The sequence below is a fragment of the Arthrobacter sp. 05N33_2 genome (genome assembly GCF_056397425.1).
Window position 1 is genome coordinate 12,026 of sequence record NZ_JBFTNJ010000046.1, and the last position, 18,330, is coordinate 30,355.

Annotated in this window: 21 protein-coding genes; 12 read left to right on the top strand and 9 right to left on the bottom strand. The window is 65.9% G+C overall.

Annotated elements, in window-relative coordinates:
- Positions 1-81: 81 nt before the first annotated feature.
- The 4 genes from AC1DHX_RS15440 to AC1DHX_RS15455 form a co-directional block, all read right to left on the bottom strand.
- Entirely contained in the window at positions 82-459 is a 378-nt protein-coding gene (locus AC1DHX_RS15440; RefSeq protein WP_476858731.1) for a TetR/AcrR family transcriptional regulator, read from the bottom strand.
- Positions 456-1,034: a GNAT family N-acetyltransferase gene (locus tag AC1DHX_RS15445; RefSeq protein WP_476900208.1), complete on the bottom strand. Its 579-nt coding sequence runs from the start codon at positions 1,032-1,034 to the stop codon at positions 456-458. The genes AC1DHX_RS15440 and AC1DHX_RS15445 overlap by 4 nt, the downstream gene beginning before the upstream one ends.
- Before the next feature lie 221 nt (positions 1,035-1,255).
- Positions 1,256-1,861 (bottom strand): dihydrofolate reductase family protein, encoded by a 606-nt coding sequence (locus tag AC1DHX_RS15450; RefSeq protein ID WP_476857392.1) that lies wholly within the window; start codon positions 1,859-1,861, stop codon positions 1,256-1,258.
- A gap of 234 nt (positions 1,862-2,095) precedes the next feature.
- Positions 2,096-2,653 (bottom strand): putative immunity protein, encoded by a 558-nt coding sequence (locus AC1DHX_RS15455; RefSeq protein WP_476858730.1) that lies wholly within the window; start codon positions 2,651-2,653, stop codon positions 2,096-2,098.
- Positions 2,654-2,986: 333 nt separating this feature from the next.
- Here AC1DHX_RS15455 and AC1DHX_RS15460 point away from each other — a divergent pair, with 333 nt between their 5' ends.
- Positions 2,987-3,919, top strand: coding sequence for a hypothetical protein (locus tag AC1DHX_RS15460; RefSeq protein ID WP_476858729.1), 933 nt, complete (start codon positions 2,987-2,989; stop codon positions 3,917-3,919).
- Positions 3,920-4,001: 82 nt separating this feature from the next.
- Entirely contained in the window at positions 4,002-4,496 is a 495-nt protein-coding gene (locus AC1DHX_RS15465) for a DUF1801 domain-containing protein (protein WP_476858728.1), read from the top strand.
- A 98-nt stretch (positions 4,497-4,594) separates the two neighbouring features.
- On the opposite strand, the gene AC1DHX_RS15470 is transcribed toward AC1DHX_RS15465, so the two are convergent.
- Together AC1DHX_RS15470 and AC1DHX_RS15475 are read right to left on the bottom strand one after the other, a co-directional pair.
- The gene (locus tag AC1DHX_RS15470) at positions 4,595-5,236 is read right to left on the bottom strand and encodes an NADPH-dependent F420 reductase (protein ID WP_476858727.1); all 642 of its coding nucleotides are present in this window, start codon (positions 5,234-5,236) and stop codon (positions 4,595-4,597) included.
- Positions 5,237-5,383: 147 nt separating this feature from the next.
- Positions 5,384-5,974 carry a TetR/AcrR family transcriptional regulator gene (locus AC1DHX_RS15475; RefSeq protein ID WP_476858726.1) on the bottom strand — a complete coding sequence of 197 codons (591 nt, stop codon included), beginning with the start codon at positions 5,972-5,974 and terminating at the stop codon, positions 5,384-5,386.
- 86 nt (positions 5,975-6,060) lie between these two features.
- On the opposite strand from AC1DHX_RS15475, the gene AC1DHX_RS15480 reads away from it, so the two are divergent.
- Positions 6,061-6,402: a hypothetical protein gene (locus tag AC1DHX_RS15480; protein WP_476858725.1), complete on the top strand. Its 342-nt coding sequence runs from the start codon at positions 6,061-6,063 to the stop codon at positions 6,400-6,402.
- A gap of 22 nt (positions 6,403-6,424) precedes the next feature.
- On the opposite strand, the gene AC1DHX_RS15485 is transcribed toward AC1DHX_RS15480, so the two are convergent.
- From AC1DHX_RS15485 to AC1DHX_RS15495, 3 genes are all read right to left on the bottom strand, one after another.
- Positions 6,425-7,621 (bottom strand): luciferase domain-containing protein, encoded by a 1,197-nt coding sequence (locus AC1DHX_RS15485; RefSeq protein WP_476858724.1) that lies wholly within the window; start codon positions 7,619-7,621, stop codon positions 6,425-6,427.
- A 152-nt stretch (positions 7,622-7,773) separates the two neighbouring features.
- A complete protein-coding gene (locus tag AC1DHX_RS15490; protein WP_476858723.1) occupies positions 7,774-8,757 on the bottom strand; it encodes a zinc-binding alcohol dehydrogenase family protein in 984 nt (327 codons plus the stop codon).
- On the bottom strand, positions 8,754-9,227 hold the full coding sequence (locus tag AC1DHX_RS15495; RefSeq protein WP_476858722.1) for a MarR family winged helix-turn-helix transcriptional regulator: 474 nt from the start codon (positions 9,225-9,227) through the stop codon (positions 8,754-8,756). Before AC1DHX_RS15495 ends, AC1DHX_RS15490 begins: the two co-directional genes overlap by 4 nt.
- A gap of 165 nt (positions 9,228-9,392) precedes the next feature.
- Between AC1DHX_RS15495 and AC1DHX_RS15500 the strand changes: the two genes are divergently transcribed.
- The 9 genes from AC1DHX_RS15500 to AC1DHX_RS15540 all read left to right on the top strand — a co-directional run.
- A complete protein-coding gene (locus AC1DHX_RS15500) occupies positions 9,393-10,187 on the top strand; it encodes an IclR family transcriptional regulator (RefSeq protein ID WP_476858721.1) in 795 nt (264 codons plus the stop codon).
- A 151-nt stretch (positions 10,188-10,338) separates the two neighbouring features.
- Positions 10,339-11,616, top strand: coding sequence for a cytochrome P450 (locus tag AC1DHX_RS15505; protein WP_476900209.1), 1,278 nt, complete (start codon positions 10,339-10,341; stop codon positions 11,614-11,616).
- Between the two features lie 5 nt (positions 11,617-11,621).
- Positions 11,622-12,815, top strand: a complete 1,194-nt coding sequence (locus tag AC1DHX_RS15510) for a PEP/pyruvate-binding domain-containing protein (RefSeq protein WP_476858719.1) — start codon at positions 11,622-11,624, stop codon at positions 12,813-12,815.
- A gap of 68 nt (positions 12,816-12,883) precedes the next feature.
- The gene (locus AC1DHX_RS15515; protein WP_476858718.1) at positions 12,884-14,761 is read left to right on the top strand and encodes a PEP-utilizing enzyme; all 1,878 of its coding nucleotides are present in this window, start codon (positions 12,884-12,886) and stop codon (positions 14,759-14,761) included.
- Complete coding sequence (locus tag AC1DHX_RS15520; protein ID WP_476858717.1) at positions 14,754-15,515, top strand: SDR family NAD(P)-dependent oxidoreductase; 762 nt, start codon at positions 14,754-14,756, stop codon at positions 15,513-15,515. The genes AC1DHX_RS15515 and AC1DHX_RS15520 overlap by 8 nt, the downstream gene beginning before the upstream one ends.
- A 47-nt stretch (positions 15,516-15,562) precedes the next feature.
- Entirely contained in the window at positions 15,563-15,883 is a 321-nt protein-coding gene (locus AC1DHX_RS15525; RefSeq protein WP_230010994.1) for a 2Fe-2S iron-sulfur cluster-binding protein, read from the top strand.
- Between the two features lie 2 nt (positions 15,884-15,885).
- A complete protein-coding gene (locus AC1DHX_RS15530; protein WP_476858716.1) occupies positions 15,886-17,283 on the top strand; it encodes an NAD(P)/FAD-dependent oxidoreductase in 1,398 nt (465 codons plus the stop codon).
- Complete coding sequence (locus AC1DHX_RS15535) at positions 17,240-17,977, top strand: HD domain-containing protein (RefSeq protein WP_476858715.1); 738 nt, start codon at positions 17,240-17,242, stop codon at positions 17,975-17,977. The genes AC1DHX_RS15530 and AC1DHX_RS15535 overlap by 44 nt, the downstream gene beginning before the upstream one ends.
- Positions 17,978-18,042: 65 nt before the next feature.
- The coding region (locus tag AC1DHX_RS15540; RefSeq protein WP_476900210.1) for an aldehyde dehydrogenase family protein at positions 18,043-18,330 on the top strand (288 nt) is incomplete at its 3' end.

The window sequence follows — 18,330 nt, forward strand, 5'->3', positions numbered from 1 at the left end:
GCTGGGCACCTACCTGCCTATTTCAGCTGACGCGAGTTCATGCAGCCCACGAGTCCTATGTGACATGACTTTCAATGGCAGTCACGCGCCGGTGCCCTTCCCGATCCTGCCGGTCTGGGAGGGTGCGCCAACCAGGATCTGTTGGATCGCCGGAGCCACGGTCGCCACCAGCTTCTCTATGTCCGCGTCGACCAACACAGGCACACCGATGATCCGCCTGCTGGTGACGATACCGACCAGCATCGATGAGGCGAGTCCAGCCCGGAGAGCGGCATCGTCACCGCTGCGGCCGCTTACGCCGTGCAGCAGCTGGGATTGGATGAACTCACGCAGTTGTGCGCATGCCTGGCTGGCGAGGACCGCGACGGAAGCATCGAAGCCTTCGAACTGGTTTCCGCGCGGGGGGCACTGAAGCTGCTGAAGGGCAACCTTGGCCGCGCGCGGATACGGGCGGGTCACTGGGGACGAAGGCGGGAATCGTCAGTCTCCCATTCATCTCGGGTGATCGCGTACTCGACGTCGCCGCGCTCTTCGCCCGGAACGGACACCGGCCAGTCCGCGACGAAGGCCCGTACGAGGCGCATCCCGGATTTCTCCATCACCCTTCGGGAGGCCGTGTTGACTGCCATGGTCGAGGCTACAACCCGTTGCACCCCGAACTCGGTGAACCCCTTGGCGATCAGCGCCCGCGATCCCTCCGTCGCGTGCCCCTTTCCCCAGGCCGCGTGGCGCAACCGGTAGCCCAGTTCCGGCTGATCTTGTGGATCGTCGGGGCCTGGCCGGAAGTGGAACCAGYCGAGGAATTCCCCGGTCGTCTTCTCGATCGCGGCCCAGAACCCGTAGCCGGGAAAGCGCTGGTAGTAGTCGAGGAATGCCGGGAGGAAATCGCCTTCTATCTCGCCCCGGGGGGTGGGGATACCGCCGGTGATGTACCGCATCACGCGCGGATCGCTGTCCAGTTCCACGAGTAGCTCCGCATCGTCGGGGGTGAACTGCCGGAGCAGAAGTCGTTCAGTCTCCAGGAAGGTGAGCATGCAGACATTCTCGCACCGGGGGGAGACCCGTCACACCGATCGGGGAGGTCGGATTACCGTCGCTGGACGAGCTTATTGGCCGTTGGGAGTGGTCTCAGGCATATGTGGCCCCTGGGTGGGGGGCTCCGAAGTGGGCAAAAGGAGGGTATTCGCAATGTGCACACCCTGGGCTTCAGACCGGGTTGTACCTGGGCCGGAGCGGGCCGGATCCCAGTTCGGAGTCAGCCGACGCGGCGATAGCGGATGTGGGTGGCCAGCGGTGAGTGGAGCACCTCGGCGGGCTCGAAGCCGAAGGATTCAACCCCGTCGAAAATACGTTCGCCCGAACCGAGCAGGACCGGTGCGATGTCGAGGGTGAGCTCGTCGATCACGCCGGCGATCAGTGCCTGCCGGACGGTCGAGGCCCCGCCGGCGATGTCCACGCCCTTGTCCCCGGCGGCCTGGCGGGCTGCGGAGTAGGCCGCGTCGAAGCCCTCGGTGACGAAGTGGAAGGTCGTTCCGCCGTCCATCTGGATCGGGTCGTGTCCGTGATGGGTCAGCACGAACACCGGCGCGTGGTACGGCGGTTCGGCTCCCCACCACCCGGCCCAGTCCTCATCCCAGTCCCCGCGGACCGGGCCGAACATGTTCCGCCCCATCACATACGCACCCCGTGGGCGCATGAGCCACTCGTTCGCGACCTTGTCGGCATCGTTGGCCCGCGGGTCGCCGATGTGCCAGCGGTGCAGCTCCAGCCCCCGCTTGCCCAGGGGGTTCTCGCGGCTCTGGTCCGGCCCGGCGACGAAGCCATCCAGCGAGATCGACATGTGGCAGGTGGTGTCCGGCATCGCGAACCTCCAGAGTGATAGCGACTTGCATGCGGTCGTGGGGATTCTGGGGATCGTAGCAGGTGATGGCATCCTCGACCACCGTCTCCGGCGGCTGGTCCCGACGGTCTCCTCACCCGGGCACGTGGGCCAAGCTGCTGGCTTCCAGGAATCCAGTAGCTGTATCGGATTTTCTGGCAGCACCAGTGCGGGCGGATGGTGTCGCGGTGGGGGACCGGCTTGCGGGCGGCAGATTCAACTGGAGGAGGCAGGCTGGTCGGGGCGGGCCAAGTCGGTCTGGATCGTGCGGATGATCGAGGCGAGGATTCCGGATGCGAGAAGTCCTGGCCCCAGCGGACCGGCGGAATTCGCGCCCAACGGTGGCAGGCACCGGAGCGCGGACCGGGCTTCGGCGCTCATGTGCTTGAGTTGCCAGTGGATCTCGTCGTCGATCGTCTGAAGCCGACCGGCCGCCGCCAGTCCGGCCGCTTTCGCGGCATACGCGGCTGCCCCCAGGGCGTGCGCGCCCATGTGGGCGACGGCGGCGGCTTGCGTGGCAGACCGGGCGGCAGCCACCGCAGCAGGGCTGGTCACCTCGAGTGCGGCACGGCCGGCAACAAACCGCCGGCGGATCTCGTCGGCGGCACTGAGTTCACCGCGGGCGAAGGCCCGCGCCCGGGCGATGGCGTCGCGGGGGCGATCATCTGCAGGAGCCTCGGCCTCAAATAAGGCCACCACCCGCTCAGCGCAATCTGCGGCCCAAGTCGCGACGACGCGGCGCTCGGGCTCACTTAGCGTCTGCGGAGAAGCCATATCAGCACCATACACATGCTGTGCAGACCGATCGGCTTAGGGGCAGTGCGATGCACGCGAATCTCGGTCTCGATACGTGGGCACGTCTGGATTCCCGGCCGGAACCCTGGACATGACTTGGGTGTGCCGGACCCGCCCCTAAAGCAATGCCGCCTGTTCCGGCTGGAGGTCTCTACCGGGCGGGTCGCAACCTGGGTTCCCATCGGACTGCGACAGAATCGGAATCGGGTTCACCGGGCGCTCAGCCTGTGGACCCACTGACGGCAGCAGAAACTCCCAGGCCGGGCATTGTCGACTTGAATCGATCGACCGCCACAACGAAAGCGGGTCATTGTGGGCATCTTCAGGAAGAAGTCTCCCGAACCGGACCCGCCTGATTCGCACCTCACGTTCTTCACGATTTCAGGCGCTAACCATTTCCGAACGATCACGCGCGAAGTTTTCGCCGAGATGGGACTCGAAGTCCATGTTCAGCCCGGCCACGCTGTCGATGACTCCGGGCGTGAATTCGGATTTTGGAACGTGGCCGCCGCTTGTGGTGACCAGCCGCAATCCTTGTGGCGGGACCTGCTACGCGAACATCTTCAACGCGTTCTGGCGAGCTTCGACGCACCCGATCCGTTCGACATCCTTGCCCCTGCTGATGTAGCGAAGCAGACTTTCGCACGCCTTTATGATGAGGCGAGCATGCCAGGGATCGACGGCTACCCGCACAGGGAGTTCGCGCCGGGCATCGTCGAGATGATCGCGCTCGACCTCCCGGACACGGTTACCGTTTTCAGTCACAACAACGCAAACAAGTTCGGCTGGTTCGAAGCCCTCAGAACCCAGGGTATTGCGAACCTTCGCGGGCTGGCAGTCGAAAAACTCGAAACCCTCCCTGCACCGGGAGGGGGCTCGTTCACGGCTCTGTTAGGTGAATCTGTCTATACCGGGAGCCGGGCTCTGCTTCTTCCCGACTTGGCCTCACAACTCATCGGCAAGCGCGTCCGAGAAGAATTCGGCTGGCTCATGAGCGTCCCGAACCGACACCAAGTCGTTTGGCACATCATCGAAGACGCCACCGTCATTTCGGCGGTTAACGGAATGGCCCGATTCGCCGCCATGGGATACAGCGATTCACCTGCACCGGTGAGTCCACACGTCTTTTGGTGGAACGGGACGAGCTACGAGCAACTTACCGAGGTGTCCGACGATGGTGGCCTGGGGATACGAGTAAGTCCAGCATTCCAGGCCGTCCTGGAATCGATAACTGCGGACAGGTAGAGACTTCCCCGAAGAGCCCGATACGGCTCGCGAGAAAACGGTTGTGGTTCCGTCTCGCGATGGGTGAGGAATAATACCCTCCATGACCAGTGGGGAAATAGGTAAGAGGGAAGCCCAAAAGCCGGCAACGCGCACCGGCGCGCGTGTTGACGTCGCCCCAACTCTGCCGGAATCCATGACCGGCAGGGCAAGCCCGGCGAAAGCGGCGGTCGGCGACAAGCCGGTCTTCGCATATATCGCCAGCCTGCCACAGCCGCAGCGGGGCATCGCCGAAACGGTCGATGCTTTGGCGGCAAAGACGCTGCCCGGCCTTCGGCGCTCAGTGAAGTGGGGCATGTCCTACTACGGAGTCGGCGACGGGTGGTGCTTCAGCTGCGGCGGATTTGCTGGCCACGTCAAGCTCATGTTTGTGAATGGCGCCGCGCTCGAGCCTGTGCCGCCGGTGACACCGGTGGGGATGGGCAGGTCGACGCGGGGTGTGGAGCTCGAATCCATGGACGACGTCGACGAACGCCAGATCGCGGCGTGGATGAAGCAGGTCGCGTCCGTGCCGGGTGTCGGGGGCAAGAAGCGTTGAACCGGAGGCCTGCCGCCGAGACAAACAAGAGGACGACGGCGGATCCTTCCCGCCGTCGTCCTCTTGCGTCTATTTTTTGACGCCTATCGCACGCCGGGTTACTTGGTGACCTGAAGTCCGGTGTCCCAGTTGAAGTCGGCGAACTCGGGGTTGGCCTGCATGGTCATGAGGACGAACTGGAAGCCTTCGAGTTCCCGGGAGCGCTTGAGCGGACCGACCACCAGGGGGCGCATGCCGCCGGCGCTGACGAAGCTGCTCACGGCGGCGGTGGCGTCCGCGTTGTCGCCGGCGATGAAGACGTCCAGGGGCTGTCCGCCTGACTCTCCGGCGACGAGGGTGCCGGCGAAGGTGGTGTTGAACGCCTTGACCACGTTGGCGCCGGCGGGGGCACGCTGCGCGATTTCTTCGGCGGCGGAGGTGCCGGGCTCGACGACCAGGGAGTCGAAGGTCTCGAAGTTCACCGGGTTGGTGATGTCGACGATGGTCTTGCCGGTCAGGGCCTCGCCGTAGGCGCTGACGACGTTCTTGGCGGCGTCGAACGGGACGGCGAGGACCACGATGGTGCCCTGCGGGGCCTCGGCGGTGGTCCCGAAGGTGACGCCGGCGCCGAGTTCGGCGGCCAGTTCCTGCGCTTTGGTGATGTCCTGTCCGAGGATTTCCACGGTCAGGCCGCCGGCGAGTGCTCGGGTGGCGATGCCGCGGGCCATGTTGCCGGTGCCGATGATGGTGAGGTTCGTCATGGTTGACTTCTTTCCGAATATGCGGGCCAGGAGGGTTTTCATCAGATTCTGTTCTCTTGGAGGAGTGATGCTTGAAGCTACAACTAAATGTACGTCAGGAAAGTTGAAGCGACAACTATTTTTTCGAACGGAACGGAGTATTCGCGCCTATGACGGCCGCTGGGCCGTATCCACGGCATCTTGAGCGAGCAGTTCGCCGGTGCGCACGATGGATGCGCGCCTGCGCTCTTCGTCCGGCGGTCCGGTGATCACGAGGGGGACATTCGGGCTCGAGACCCAGGCGTGGCACAGGGTGACGATGGTCAGGAGCAGGTCTTCCGCCGCGGCCTCGCTCAAGGCCGGAAGGGCACTCCGGATCTCGGTGACTTTGTTCGCCGAGCGGAGGGTGCGGGCCTCGGCTCCTACTGGATGTCCCTGCTCAAGCCCCTCCCAAAAGGTAAGGCGTGCGAGGCTGGGGCGGCTCCTGGAAAAATCAAAGTAGCGTCCCGCGAACTCTCCGATCGCACCAGGACCCATGCCGGCGACCGGAAGGTCGTCCAGGGCGGTGACGAGTTCGCGAGTGAGCGCCGCTTCAAAGAGTCCGGCCTTGCCGCCAAAGTAGAAGTAAATCCGTTCGCGGTTGCACCCGGAGATCCGCGAAATCTGATGGATACGCGCACCGGAGAAGCCCCGATCGGAGAACTCGGTAATTGCGGCATCGAGGATCTTCTTCTGCGTCGCATCAGTGTCCCAGGCCATGGCCCCCATCATAACTCCAACCGTTTGTTTGCTTTCGCGAAACAGCGCGCAGTAGCATCAATTCCAACCAGACGTTTGGAGATTGAGTGGAACACGAGGGTAAGGCGCTAGCGGCCGATGAAACGGATGCGCATCATCACCGAACCGTCGGTGTGGCATCGGTCCATGTGAGGGCTGCTATCACCTGGGTGGCGATCTTTCCGCTGGCCGCAATCGGGATGAGTATTTTGGCCGCTTTGGCGCCGGAGTGGCCACCGATCCTGCGCGCTTTTACGCTCACTCTTGTGGTCGTTCCCATTGCCGTCTACTTCGCCGTTCCCCGCCTTCTCCTGCTCCAGGCGAAGCTGGCCCACGTTGCCACGCGCACTCGGGCGCGGCACAATGCGAAACGCCATGCGCGGGTTCGCAAGCCACGCCGGGGTGCATGATCGGGGCCGGCCTGCCGGAACGTTACAACCTGTGGGCGTCGGGGCCTGTGGCGCAGGCGTGACTGGTCTCTACCATTGCAGCGACCACGTGCAGCTCATTCTCGTCGCGGGGCCCGTAGACCATGACCATGCCTCGAGCCAGCCGGATGCCGGCCAGCGGGTGGGCCACTGCCCAGCCCTTGGCGATTGCGTCCGCGGCCAGTTGGGGCGGCAGGGCCAGGTGGAGGGAGCCGTCGTGGGGCGGGTGCTGGTGGGCAAACTCCCCGGCTGAGGGGACCAGGAACGCATCCTCGGGAGCGTCAGGTTCAGGCTTTATCATCAGGCCCCGCGCGCCTGGAACGGAGATAACGGACTGCGAAGTCGAGACTCCGGCGAGCGAACTGATCCTGGCGAACAACTTTTCCTGAAGGTCCACTGGCGCATTGTCACTGCGCTGTTCCTGCGGGATTGTCCATGACACGGTGGGACGCTGACCGGCCCTGCGGGGAAGAGTGCCGTCCGGCAGGGCCGACCAGCGTCCGCCGGTGGTGCCTTCATCCGCTCCGGAACGAGCCAGGAACGACAGTCGCTCGTGGATCCAGCCCGCGAGTTCACGGAGCGTCTGGCCGCTGATCTGGTGCCCTCCGGGGTCGCGGCGGCCGTAGGCGGGGGCGGCGGAATCCGTCAGCAAGTAATTCCAGGTGCGGTCCAGCAGTTCCGTGGGGATGACTTTGTCCTGATCGCCCTGAGCGACGAAAACCGGAAGGCCTGCCAGCCGGGCCGGCGTGACCGGGACACCGGCGTCGAACGGCAAGGTGCCGTACAGAATAGCCGCACCGGAGAATCGTTGCGGATCTGCAAGGACCAGCCCGCCGGCGAATGCTGCACCCCCGCTGAAGCCGACGAGCACGACCGGCCGGCCTGCGGGGGCGACGGCATCGAGCCAGGTTCGGAACCACGCCATGGATGCCGTCAGCGACTCGGCAACCGGACGGCCGATGCCACGGTTGGCAAACCATGCATAGCCGCCGCCCTCTGCGATCGGCGCCCGGACGGCGGCGTAGGCCGGGCCGGGCGGCAGGTGGTCGGCGAGGGCAATGATCTCGCGCTCGCTTGAGCCCCGGCCGTGCAACAGCACCACCAGGGGAGCCGCAGGGTCGGACGACCCGGCCGTCGTCGCCACTGCCGAGGTGCCCGGGTGGCGGCCGTCAAGATCGGTGGACTTCTCGGAGATGCGCATGAATGCTCCTGCTCGGGGGTGTTGGGCACAATTAGTTTCTCTTGAAGCTTCAACTATTATTGCGCATCGCGTATTCCCCCAGCGACTTTTGCGAATCAGCGGGGCGTCGCAACASGGTTGGGGGAAGTAGCATTCGCTGCCGGCTGTGGGTCTTACGTGGTGACGACGAGTTTGCCGCTGACGCGGTTTTCCTCCATGTCCGTGTGGGCCCGGACGATGTCATCGAGGGCGTAGACCTTGCCGATGGGTACCATCGCGGTGCCGTCACTGACGGCCTGCAGGAATTCCTGGAGCACGCCGCCGGGGAGGTCGGGGGCGCCGCCTGTGTAGGAGGTGAGCCGGACGCCCCGCGGAATGTAGTCAATCGGATAGAAGTCCGGGACCGTCCACTGGTTTGAGAGCATCCCGGTGAAGCAGACGACGCCGTGGACCCGGGTGGCGCGCAACGTGTCGGGCAGCGTGGGGGTGCCGACGAGTTCGAGGGCGGCGTCCACGCCGCCCGGAACAATGCGGCGCACGGCAGTGGCGAGGTCGCCGTCGTCGATCAGGACATGGTCGACGCCGATCGAGGCGAGCGCTTCCCGCTTGGCTTCGTCACGCGTTGAGGCCAGGACGGTGAGCCCGCGGCGCTTGGCAAGTATTGCGGCGGCCATGCCGACGGAGGAGGTTCCGCCGCGGATGAGCAGGCTCTGGCCGGCCTGGATGTCCAGGCCAATGGTGAGGGAGCCGTGGGCGGTCTGAAGCATCTCCGGGACGGCGCCGATGACGGACCAGGGCAGCTCTGATTCGAAGGCAATGACCTGCCGGGCCGGCACGCACGTGTACTCGGCGTAGCCGCCGTCGAACACGCGGCCCATGCCCCCCATCAGGGTGGCGACCTTCTGCCCGGTGCGGAACTCGCCGCCCGGGGAGTCGGCCACCTCTCCGACAGCTTCGATCCCGGGCACGCGCGGGAACGTGACGCCCTCGGCCAGGCCCAGGCGGGTGTGCAGTTCCGAGCGGTTGAGCCCGAACGCCCGGACCCGGATGAGCACCTGGCCCGGCAGCGGCACGGGGATGGGCAGGTCGCGAATGACCAGCGCCTCGGCCGGCCCTGGGCCGTCCAGCACCACGGCCCGCATGGTGCCGCTGCTCACTGACCGGCCGCCGTCGAGTCCACGGAGGGCCGCTGGGCGCTGCGGACCCGTGTCAGGAGGTCCAGCAGGGTGGTGGTCTCCTGCGGACTCAGGGCCGGGGTGAACCAGCGCGCGAGTTCGGCCTCGATCACTGCGCGTCCCCGAGCGACCACCGCGGCACCCGCCGCCGTGAGGTCAAGGAGTGAGGAGCGCCGGTCGCCCGGGTTCAACTTCCGCGAGCAGTACCCGGCCGCCTCAATACGGTCAACCAGCTTGCTGGCGCCGCCCACGGTTATGGCCAGCGCCGACGCGATGTCGAACACCCTGCACGTGCCAAGGGAGGAGACGACGACCATCGCCTCGAACCTGCCGAGGGGAAGTCCGCATTCCTGGCGCAGGCGGGCGTCGACCGCATCCCACAGCTCGGTTTCCAGCCGGGTCAGTGCGCTGAAGAGGGGGTAGAAGTCAGTCTGGCCAGTTCTGGTGTCCATGGATCAAGATTAGCATTTGGATTCCATGGAAGATACTTCCCCGGATTCTACTTACCGGCCGGCTGCAGCTCTTTGGCGGACTCGTGTGCTCCTGCTCGAGGGCTAGACTCTGATCGGACGTCCCGGCGACCATCGACGATGGGCGAATATCGCAGAGGAGCCTTGATGGCTGGCGGCAGCAGTGAGCCCGGTAGAACTGTGACCTCGAAGGTGCTCTCCATCCTGGAAGCCTTCGAAAAGTCCCGGGGTGCCCTCAGCCTGACGGAAATCGCGGAAAAATCCGGGCTGCCCCTGAGCACCGCCCATCGGCTTGTCAACGAGCTCACGGACTGGGGATTACTTTCCCGCGAGCCCAACGGCCGCTATCAGCTGGGCATCCGCCTCTGGGAGCTTGCCCAGAACACCGGGCGGCAGCTCCGCGACGCGGCGCGCCCATACATCCAGGATCTTTTCTCCCTCACGGGCGAAACCGCGCACCTGGCCGTCCGGTCCGGCCATGAGGTGCTGTACATCGACCGCGTCTACGGCTCCAAGCGCCTGCCCCGAGCTTCCCGCGTCGGCGGACGCCTGCCCATGCACGCGACCGCCGTCGGGAAGGTCCTCCTGGCCTTCGAGGAGGATTGGGTCCGCGACGCCTACCTGAACCGGCAGCTCGAGCGGCACACCGCGCACACCCACGTTGACCCGAGAAGACTGGCCGCCGAACTGACCCAGATCCGGGAGCAGGGCTACGCCACTACGCTCGAGGAAGTCCGGCTGGGCTCGTGCTCCATCGCCGTCCCGGTCTTCCACACCGGCAGAATCGGCGCCGCGATCGGCCTGGTGCTTCCCACGAGCCAGGCCGCCACGATGAGCCGCCACCTTCCCGTCCTGAGGGGCATCTCGGCGCAGATCGAACGCGCCACCGCGCGGATCCCGCTGGAAACGCTGCTGGGCAGCCACACTGCGGCATCGCACTAGGCCGAACCCTGCAGCTGCAGGCCCGCGGCAAAGTGACTTCCGCTCAGTGGAAGCCTTTCCTGCCATCGCGAGGTGACGGGGGCCACACTGGAGGAAGAACCCCCGGCATGCACTGCTGCTGTCAGCGGGACCGGAAAACCAAGGAGCCCAGATGTCATCGTCGAYTGAAACGGCCGGCCGCTGTCCCTTCGGACACGGCGCCGAAGCCCCTACGGGGCACCACGGCTACGAGCCGTTCCAGATGAAGGATCCCTTCCCCGCCTACGCCGAACTCCGGGCCGAGCAGCCCGTGATGTTCGACGAGCGGATCGGCCTCTATGTCGTCTCCCGCTATGACGACATCAAGGCCGTCTTTGAAGACTGGGAGACTTTCTCCAGCGAAAACGCCCAGGCGCCTGTCCGCGAACGCGGTGCCGCGGCCAAGAAGATCATGGACGACGGCGGCTTCACCGCCTACTCGGGCCTCTCCGCCCGCCGCCCGCCGGAGCACACCCGCATCCGCGCCGTGGTGCAAAAGGCCTTCACCCCCCGCCGCTACAAGGCTCTGGAACCGTTCATCCGGCAAAACGTCGTCGGACTGCTTGAAGAAATGCTGGCCCGGCCGGAAGGCCGCGGCGACATGGTCAAGGACCTTGCTTACGACGTCCCCACCATCACCATCCTCACCCTGATCGGCGCAGACGTAGCCCAGGTCGACACCTTCAAGCGCTGGAGCGATTCCCGCGCCGCCATGACGTGGGGCGACCTCACTGACGACGAACAGATCCCGCACGCCCACAACCTGGTGGAGTACTGGCAGGAATGCCTCCGGCTAGTCAGGGTGGCTCACGAGGAAGGCGGCGACAACCTCACCGCGGACCTGGTCAAAGCGCAGCAGGACGGCGCCGAAATCTCCGACCACGAGGTCGCTTCCGTCCTCTATAGCCTGCTCTTCGCCGGCCACGAGACCACCACCACGCTGATCTCCAAYGCCCTCCGCGAACTCCTGGCCCGCCCCGAGCAGTGGAAGCAGCTGGTGGAGGACCCGAAAAAAATTCCCGCCGCCATCGACGAAGTCCTGCGCTACGCCGGCTCGATCGTCGGCTGGCGCCGCAAGGCCCTCAAGGACGCTGAAGTTGGCGGCGTCGCCATCGAAGAAGGCGCACAGTTGCTGCTCCTCATGGGCTCAGCCAACCGGGATGACACCAAGTTCGACGCCGGCGAGGACTTCGACATCACCCGCCCCAACGCCCGCGAGCACCTGTCCTTCGGGTTTGGCATCCACTACTGCCTGGGCAACATGCTCGCCAAGCTCCAAGCCAAGATCGCCCTCGAGGAAGTGGTCCGGATCGTCCCGGAGCTGCAGCTGGAGCATCCGGAAACCATCTCCTTCCGGGAGAACCTCTCCTTCCGCGTCCCCGAGACCGTCCCCGTCACCTGGAAGGCCTGAGAAATATGCAGAGCAACGAATACGTCCAGTTCTTCGACGGCGGCATCGAACCGAAGCTCGAAAACCTTGGCGGCAAGGGCGCCTCCCTGGTCACCATGACCTCCGCCGGCATGCCCGTCCCGCCCGGCTTCGTGGTCACCACCGCGCAGTTCGATGCCTTCATGGAGGAAGCCGGGATCACCCGGGACATCCACCAGCTCCTTGCAGGACTGGACCCCGATGACATGGGCCAGGTGGATAGGGTGTCCGCCGCGATCCGGGCGGACATCCGCTCCCGCGCGGTGCCTCAGGCCCTGCGCGAGCTCACCGTCGCCGCCTACGAGTCCCTGATGTCCCGCTTTGAGTCGCCGGTCCCGGTGGCCGTTCGCTCCAGCGCCACCGCCGAGGACCTGCCGGACGCCTCCTTCGCCGGCCAGCAGGACACTTACCTCTGGCTCGACGGCGTCAAGGCCGTCACCGAGCACATCCGCCAGTGCTGGGCCTCGCTCTTCACATCCCGCGCCATCATCTACCGGCTCAAGAACAACATCCCCAACGAGGGCCTCTCGATGGCGGTCGTGGTGCAGAAGATGGTCAACGCACGGGTCTCCGGCGTCGCCATCACCATGGACCCCACCAACGGCGACCGTTCCAAGATCACTATCGACTCCTCCTACGGGGTGGGGGAGATGGTGGTCTCCGGCCAGGTCACGCCGGACAACATCATGCTGGACAAGGTCACGCTGGCGGTCGTCTCCGAACACCTCGGCGACAAGCACGCCGAACTCGTCCCGGACGCTGTTGCCGGCCGCCTGGTGGAGCGGGAGGTCGACGCCGAACGCCGCGGCCGCCGCAGCCTCACCGGCGCCGAGCTCACCGCCGTCGCGCAGATGGCCAAGCGCGCGGAGAAGCACTACAAGTGCCCGCAGGACATCGAGTGGGCCCTCGATGCGGACTTGCCGGACGGGGAGAACCTGCTCCTGCTGCAGTCCCGCCCGGAAACCGTGCACTCCTCGAAGCCTGTTGTCCCATCCTCGGCAGCCGCCGGCGGCTACTTCAGCGGACTCAGCCCCGCCACTTCTGCGGCAGCACCCGCTTCCCCGACAACGCCAGCCACCACGACGCCGGCCATCACGACGCCGGCCGGCCCGGCGCCGTCGTCCGCCACCGGCTTTAGCCTCGGCAGCATCACCGCCTCACTGCTGAAGCCGTCCTTCTAGAACGTTCCGACCCGCTAGTCCGCTACGTCACCCAGGCTCAACGCCGAGCCCGTATTGAAAGGACCGCCATGTCCCTGAAGTCCTTCCCCAAACCCTCCGAGCTCGCGGTCCCCGCCGGGGCCGAGGGCTGGGAAAAGATCTACCCGTACTATCTGGTCTTCCAGGACAAGCTCAAGGAGCAGGAGGACGCCAAGTTCTGGTTCTGCGACAGCCAGCATTGGCCCATCGTGTTCAAGCCCTTCGAGACCATCGGCGGCGAGTTCGCGGTCAAGTGCCTTGGCCAGTACAACGCCCGGCACCTGATGATCCCCAACGCCAACGGCATCGAGTTCCGCGTCCACCTGGGCTACCTCTACATGTCGCCCATCCCGGTCCCGGCGGACCAGATCGCCGCCCGCGTGCCCCTGTTCGAACAGCGCGTTGGCCACTACTTCCAGAACTGGGACCAGCTGCTCAAGCAGTGGCACGTCAAGGTCAAGGGCACCATCGACGAGATGGAAACCATTTCCTTCCCCAAGCTCCCGGACCTGGTCCCCATGGAGGACATCCTCTCCGGCAAGGGCAAGGACGGCTCCGAGAAGCTCCTGGAAAGCTACGACCGGCTCATCCAGCTGGCCTACCAGAACTGGCAGTACCACTTCGAGTTCCTCAACCTCGGCTACATCGCCTACCTGGACTTCTTCAACTTCTGCAAGCAGGTCTTCCCCAACATCCCGGACCAGTCCATCGCCACCATGGTGCAGGGCGTGGACATGGAGCTCTTCCGCCCGGATGACGAGCTCAAGCAGCTCGCCAAGCTTGCCGTGGAACTTGGGATCCAGGCCCACTTCAGCAACACCGACGACGTCGAGGCCACCCTGGCTGCCATCGCCGCGGCCCCCGGCGGTGACCGCTGGACGTCCCAGTACGATGCCGCCAAGGACCCGTGGTTCAACTTCACCGTGGGCAACGGCTTCTACGGCCACGACAAGTACTGGAACGAACACCAGGAAATCCCGCTCGGCTACGTCGCGGACTACATCCGCCGCGTGGACGAGGGCCAGGAAATCATGCGGCCGGTGGAGGCGCTCATCGCAGAACGCGACCGCATCATCGAGGAATACCGCGAGCTGCTCGAAGGCGAAAACCGGGCCCTCTTCGACGCCAAGCGCGGCCTCGCCGCCACCGCCTACCCGTACGTGGAGAACCACAACTTCTACATCGAGCACTGGACCATGGGCGTCTTCTGGCGCAAGATCCGCGAGCTGTCCCGCATGATGCAGGCCGAGGGTTTCTGGACTGAACCGGACGACCTCCTCTACTTGGGCCGCAACGAGGTCCGCGACGCGCTGTTCGACCTGGTCACGGGCTGGGGCGTCGGTGCCAAGCCGATCGGTCCCGACTACTGGCCGGCAGAGATCGAGCGCCGCCGCGGAATCGTGGACGCGCTCAAGACCGCCCGGCCTGCCCCTGCCCTGAACACCCCGCCGGAATCCATCACCGAACCCTTTACCCGGATGCTGTGGGGCATCACCACCGAGCAGGTCCAGCAGTGGCTGGGCGCCGGCGAGGAAGTGGAGGGCGGGGGCCTGCGCGGCATGGCTGCCTCGCCGGGCGTGGTGGAGGGCCTGGCCCGCGTCATCACCGACGCGGACCAGCTCTCCGAGGTCCAGCAGGGCGAGATCCTGGTGGCCACCGTCACCGCGCCGTCCTGGGGCCCGATCTTCGGCAAGATCAAGGCCACGGTCACGGACATCGGCGGCATGATGAGCCACGCGGCGATCGTCTGCCGGGAGTACGGTCTTCCGGCGGTGACCGGAACGGGTTCCGCCTCCACCACCATCAAGACCGGCCAGCGGCTCCGGGTGGACGGCACCAAGGGCACCGTGCAGATCCTCGATGCCGACCGACCGGAGCTCCTGGCGACCGGACCCGGCGCCCACGCGCACAGCCACAGTCATGTCTGAGCTGAACGCTCCGGCTGCAAGGACCGTCCTGATCACCGGTGCCGCCGGCGGGCTGGGCAGGGCGTTTGCGCTCGGCTTTGCCGGCCGCGGGTACCGCGTGGCGGTCGCCGACATCAACCTCGAGGGCGCTGAGCAGACGGCCAAACTGGTCCGCGAACTCGGCGCCGAGGCCGCCGCCTTCCCGGCGGACGTCACCAGCGTGGACTCCACTGAGATCCTCGCACGGGACTGCGCGGACTTCGGGAACGGAAGCATCGACGTCGTCCTCAACAACGCGGCGGTGTACGCGGGGGTGACCCGCAGCCCGTTCGAGGACATCGACCCGGCCGAATGGGACCTGGTGATGAACGTCAACCTCAAGGGCCCCTGGCTCGTGACCCGCGCGGCGAGCCCGTACCTGCCCGAGGGCGGGCGCGTCATCAACCTCTCCAGCGCCACCATCTTCAGCGGCTCGGAACAGTGGCTCCACTACGTCGCGTCCAAGGGCGGCGTGGTGGCCCTGACCCGGGTGATGGCCAAGGAACTGGGCCGCCGGGGGATCACGGTCAACGCGATCGCCCCCGGCTTCACGCTCACCGAAGCCAGCTACGGCCTGATGGAGAACGCCGAGAACTACGGTGTGGACCGCGGGGCCATCAAGCGGGCCAGCCAGCCCGAGGACATCGTGGGCGCGGCCCTCTTCCTGGCTGGGCCGGACAGTTCCTACTACACGGGCCAGACCATGGTGGTGGACGGCGGCCGCCAGTTCATCTGAGGCGCTCCCTTGCCTGCCATCATCCGATTCAACCTAAGGAGAACCACATGCCAACGGTTCATTTCACCGACGCCGGGGGCGCTGTCCGCGACGTCCAGGGAAACCCCGGCGATTCAGTCATGGAAACGGCCGTCCGCAACGGCGTCCCCGGGATCGTCGCCGAATGCGGCGGCTCATTGTCCTGCGCTACCTGCCATGTCTTCGTCCGCGAGGACTGCCTTTCGCAGCTTCCGCCGATGGAGGACATGGAAGACGAGATGCTCTACGGCACCGCCGTCGACCGTGAGGACAACTCGCGGCTGTCCTGCCAGCTCCGGCTCACGGACGCGGTGGAGCTGTTCGTCACCACCCCGGAAACCCAGGTGTAGCCGTGGGCGCGGAAGCAGTGGAGCAGGCAACTGACACCCTCGTCGCGGAGCAAAGCACTCCAACGCGCACGGGGCTCCTGATCATCGGCGCCAGCCAGTCCGGGGTCCAGCTTGCTGTATCGCTGCGGGCACTCGGCTTCGACGAACACATCACCCTGCTCGGAGACGAGGACCACCGACCCTACCAGCGGCCGGCCCTGTCCAAGGAGTTCCTGCAGGGCACGGTAGAGAGCGAATCACTGATCTTCCGCTCCAACGATTACTGGGCCGGACACAACGTGGCCCTGGTCAAGGGCGAATACATCGTCCGGATCGACAAGGAACCCGACGGCTCCGGGGTCGCGCATTCTTCCGCCGGAAAACAGTTYCCTTTCAAGCGGCTGGCGCTCACGGTCGGCGCCCGGGCCCGCAAGCTGGAGATTGAGGGCGGGAACCTCGACGGCGTGCTGTACCTCCGCAACGCCGACGACGCGCTGGCACTCAAGGCGCGGGTGGGGGATGCCACGGATGTGGTGGTGATCGGCGGCGGATTCATCGGACTGGAGGCCGCGTCCAGCCTGCGGAAGATGGGCAAGAACGTCACGGTTCTGGAATTCGGTCCGCGGCTCGTTGGCCGGGCCGTGGGAGATGAGACGGCCGCGTACTTCCTGCAGGCGCACCGTTCCCGCGGTCTGGACATCCGGCTCCACACCAGCGCCAAGCGCTTCACAGCCAGCGAGGGCGGTAGCGCGGTCGCCGGCGTCGAACTCCAGGACGGCACAGAGCTCTCCGCGCAGATTGTGCTCGTGGGGATCGGCGTCATTCCCAACACACAGCTCGCCGAACAGCTCGGGCTGACGGTGGACAACGGGATTGTGGTGGACCGCTTCGCGCTCGCCTCGGACGGCACAACGGTGGCGATCGGCGACTGCGCCAACATGCCCAACCCGGTGCCAGGGTCGGAGCCGGGGGAGCGGATCCGGCTGGAAAGCGTCAACAACGCCATCGAACACGCGAAGGTGGCCGCCTACTCGCTGACCGGGCGGCGCGAGGAATACGCCGGGATCCCGTGGTTCTGGTCCAATCAGGCGGACCTCAAGTTGCAGATCGCCGGACTGTGCAACGGCTGCGACCAGACGGTACTCCGGCGGGACGAGGACCGCGGGAAGTTCAGCGTCCTGTACTACCGCCAGGGCCAGGTCATCGCCGCGGACTGCGTCAACGCCCCGCTGGACTTCATGGCCGTCAAGAACGCACTGGCAAAGGGCCAGAACATCCCTGCCGACGCCGCGGCGGATCCCGCCACGCAACTCAAGACCATCACCACGGACAGCCAACTGCACTCAGACAGTACGCCGGCCCACCCGAAGGAGCATTATGAGCACCCCCAAGACTCCGGTCGCAGCCAGCCCCGCCGCTGAACCGGTGGACGTGCCGGCCCAGGCCTTTGCCGCGGAGTACAGCGTCCGGCCTGTTCCCGCGGCTGGTCCGGTAGACACCACCGCGATCTGCAATACCCCGGCTGCCGTTCAGGAACTCGACGCGCTGTGGAAGGCCGTGGTCCATGAGACGCGGACACGCGGAAACGACATCCACTTGCCGATTTCCTTGGCCTACGCCGAACGGCTGTGCCGGGCCTATCCCGGCGCCGACGCTGAACTGGTGCGCGTGGCCACCGTGCTGCACGACACTGGCTGGGCCCACGTTGATGAATCCCGCATCATATCCGAGGGCTTCACCGGTGACTGGCGGAAGGCCGCCATCCGCTACGAACACGAGCAGCAGGGCTGCGAAGTGGCCCGCCGGGTGCTCCCGGCCCTGGGATACTCCACCGAATTCATTGAGCGCGTCTGCGAGATCATCGACGGCCACGACACCCGGCCGGTGGCCCGGTCCCTGGAAGACGCCCTGATGCGCGATGCCGACAGGCTATGGCGCTTCGACCGCGCCGGGATCGCCCTCGCCTCCTCCTGGTTCGCCATGGACCCGGCCACGTACACCGACAGGCTGGCCACCGAGATCGTGCCCGAACTCATCACCCAGGCCGCCCACGATATGGCCGCCGCGGACCTAAACCGATCCAACGCCCTTCTTAAGACGGCGGTGATCCGATGACCTCCGCCACGCATGATGCTCCTGCCCTGGTAGCCCGGACGGAGCTGTCCCTGCCGCATACGCATGTGGATACGATCTTTGTCGACGGCGCGTGGCAGCCCTCGCGGGGCACCGGCCGCAACCCGGTGACCGACCCCGCTACGGGCGAAGTGTGGGGCTCGGTGCCGGACGGAACGCCGGAAGACCTGGACGCCGCCGTCGGCTCTGCCCAGCGTGCCTTTCAGGGCGAGTGGCCCCGGCTTACCCCGTCTGAGCGCGCCAGCTACCTTCTCCGGATCGCTGAGGAGGTGGAGAATCGGGCTCAGGAGCTTGCCCTGACGAACTCGCGGGAAAACGGCTCACCGGTGTCCGAA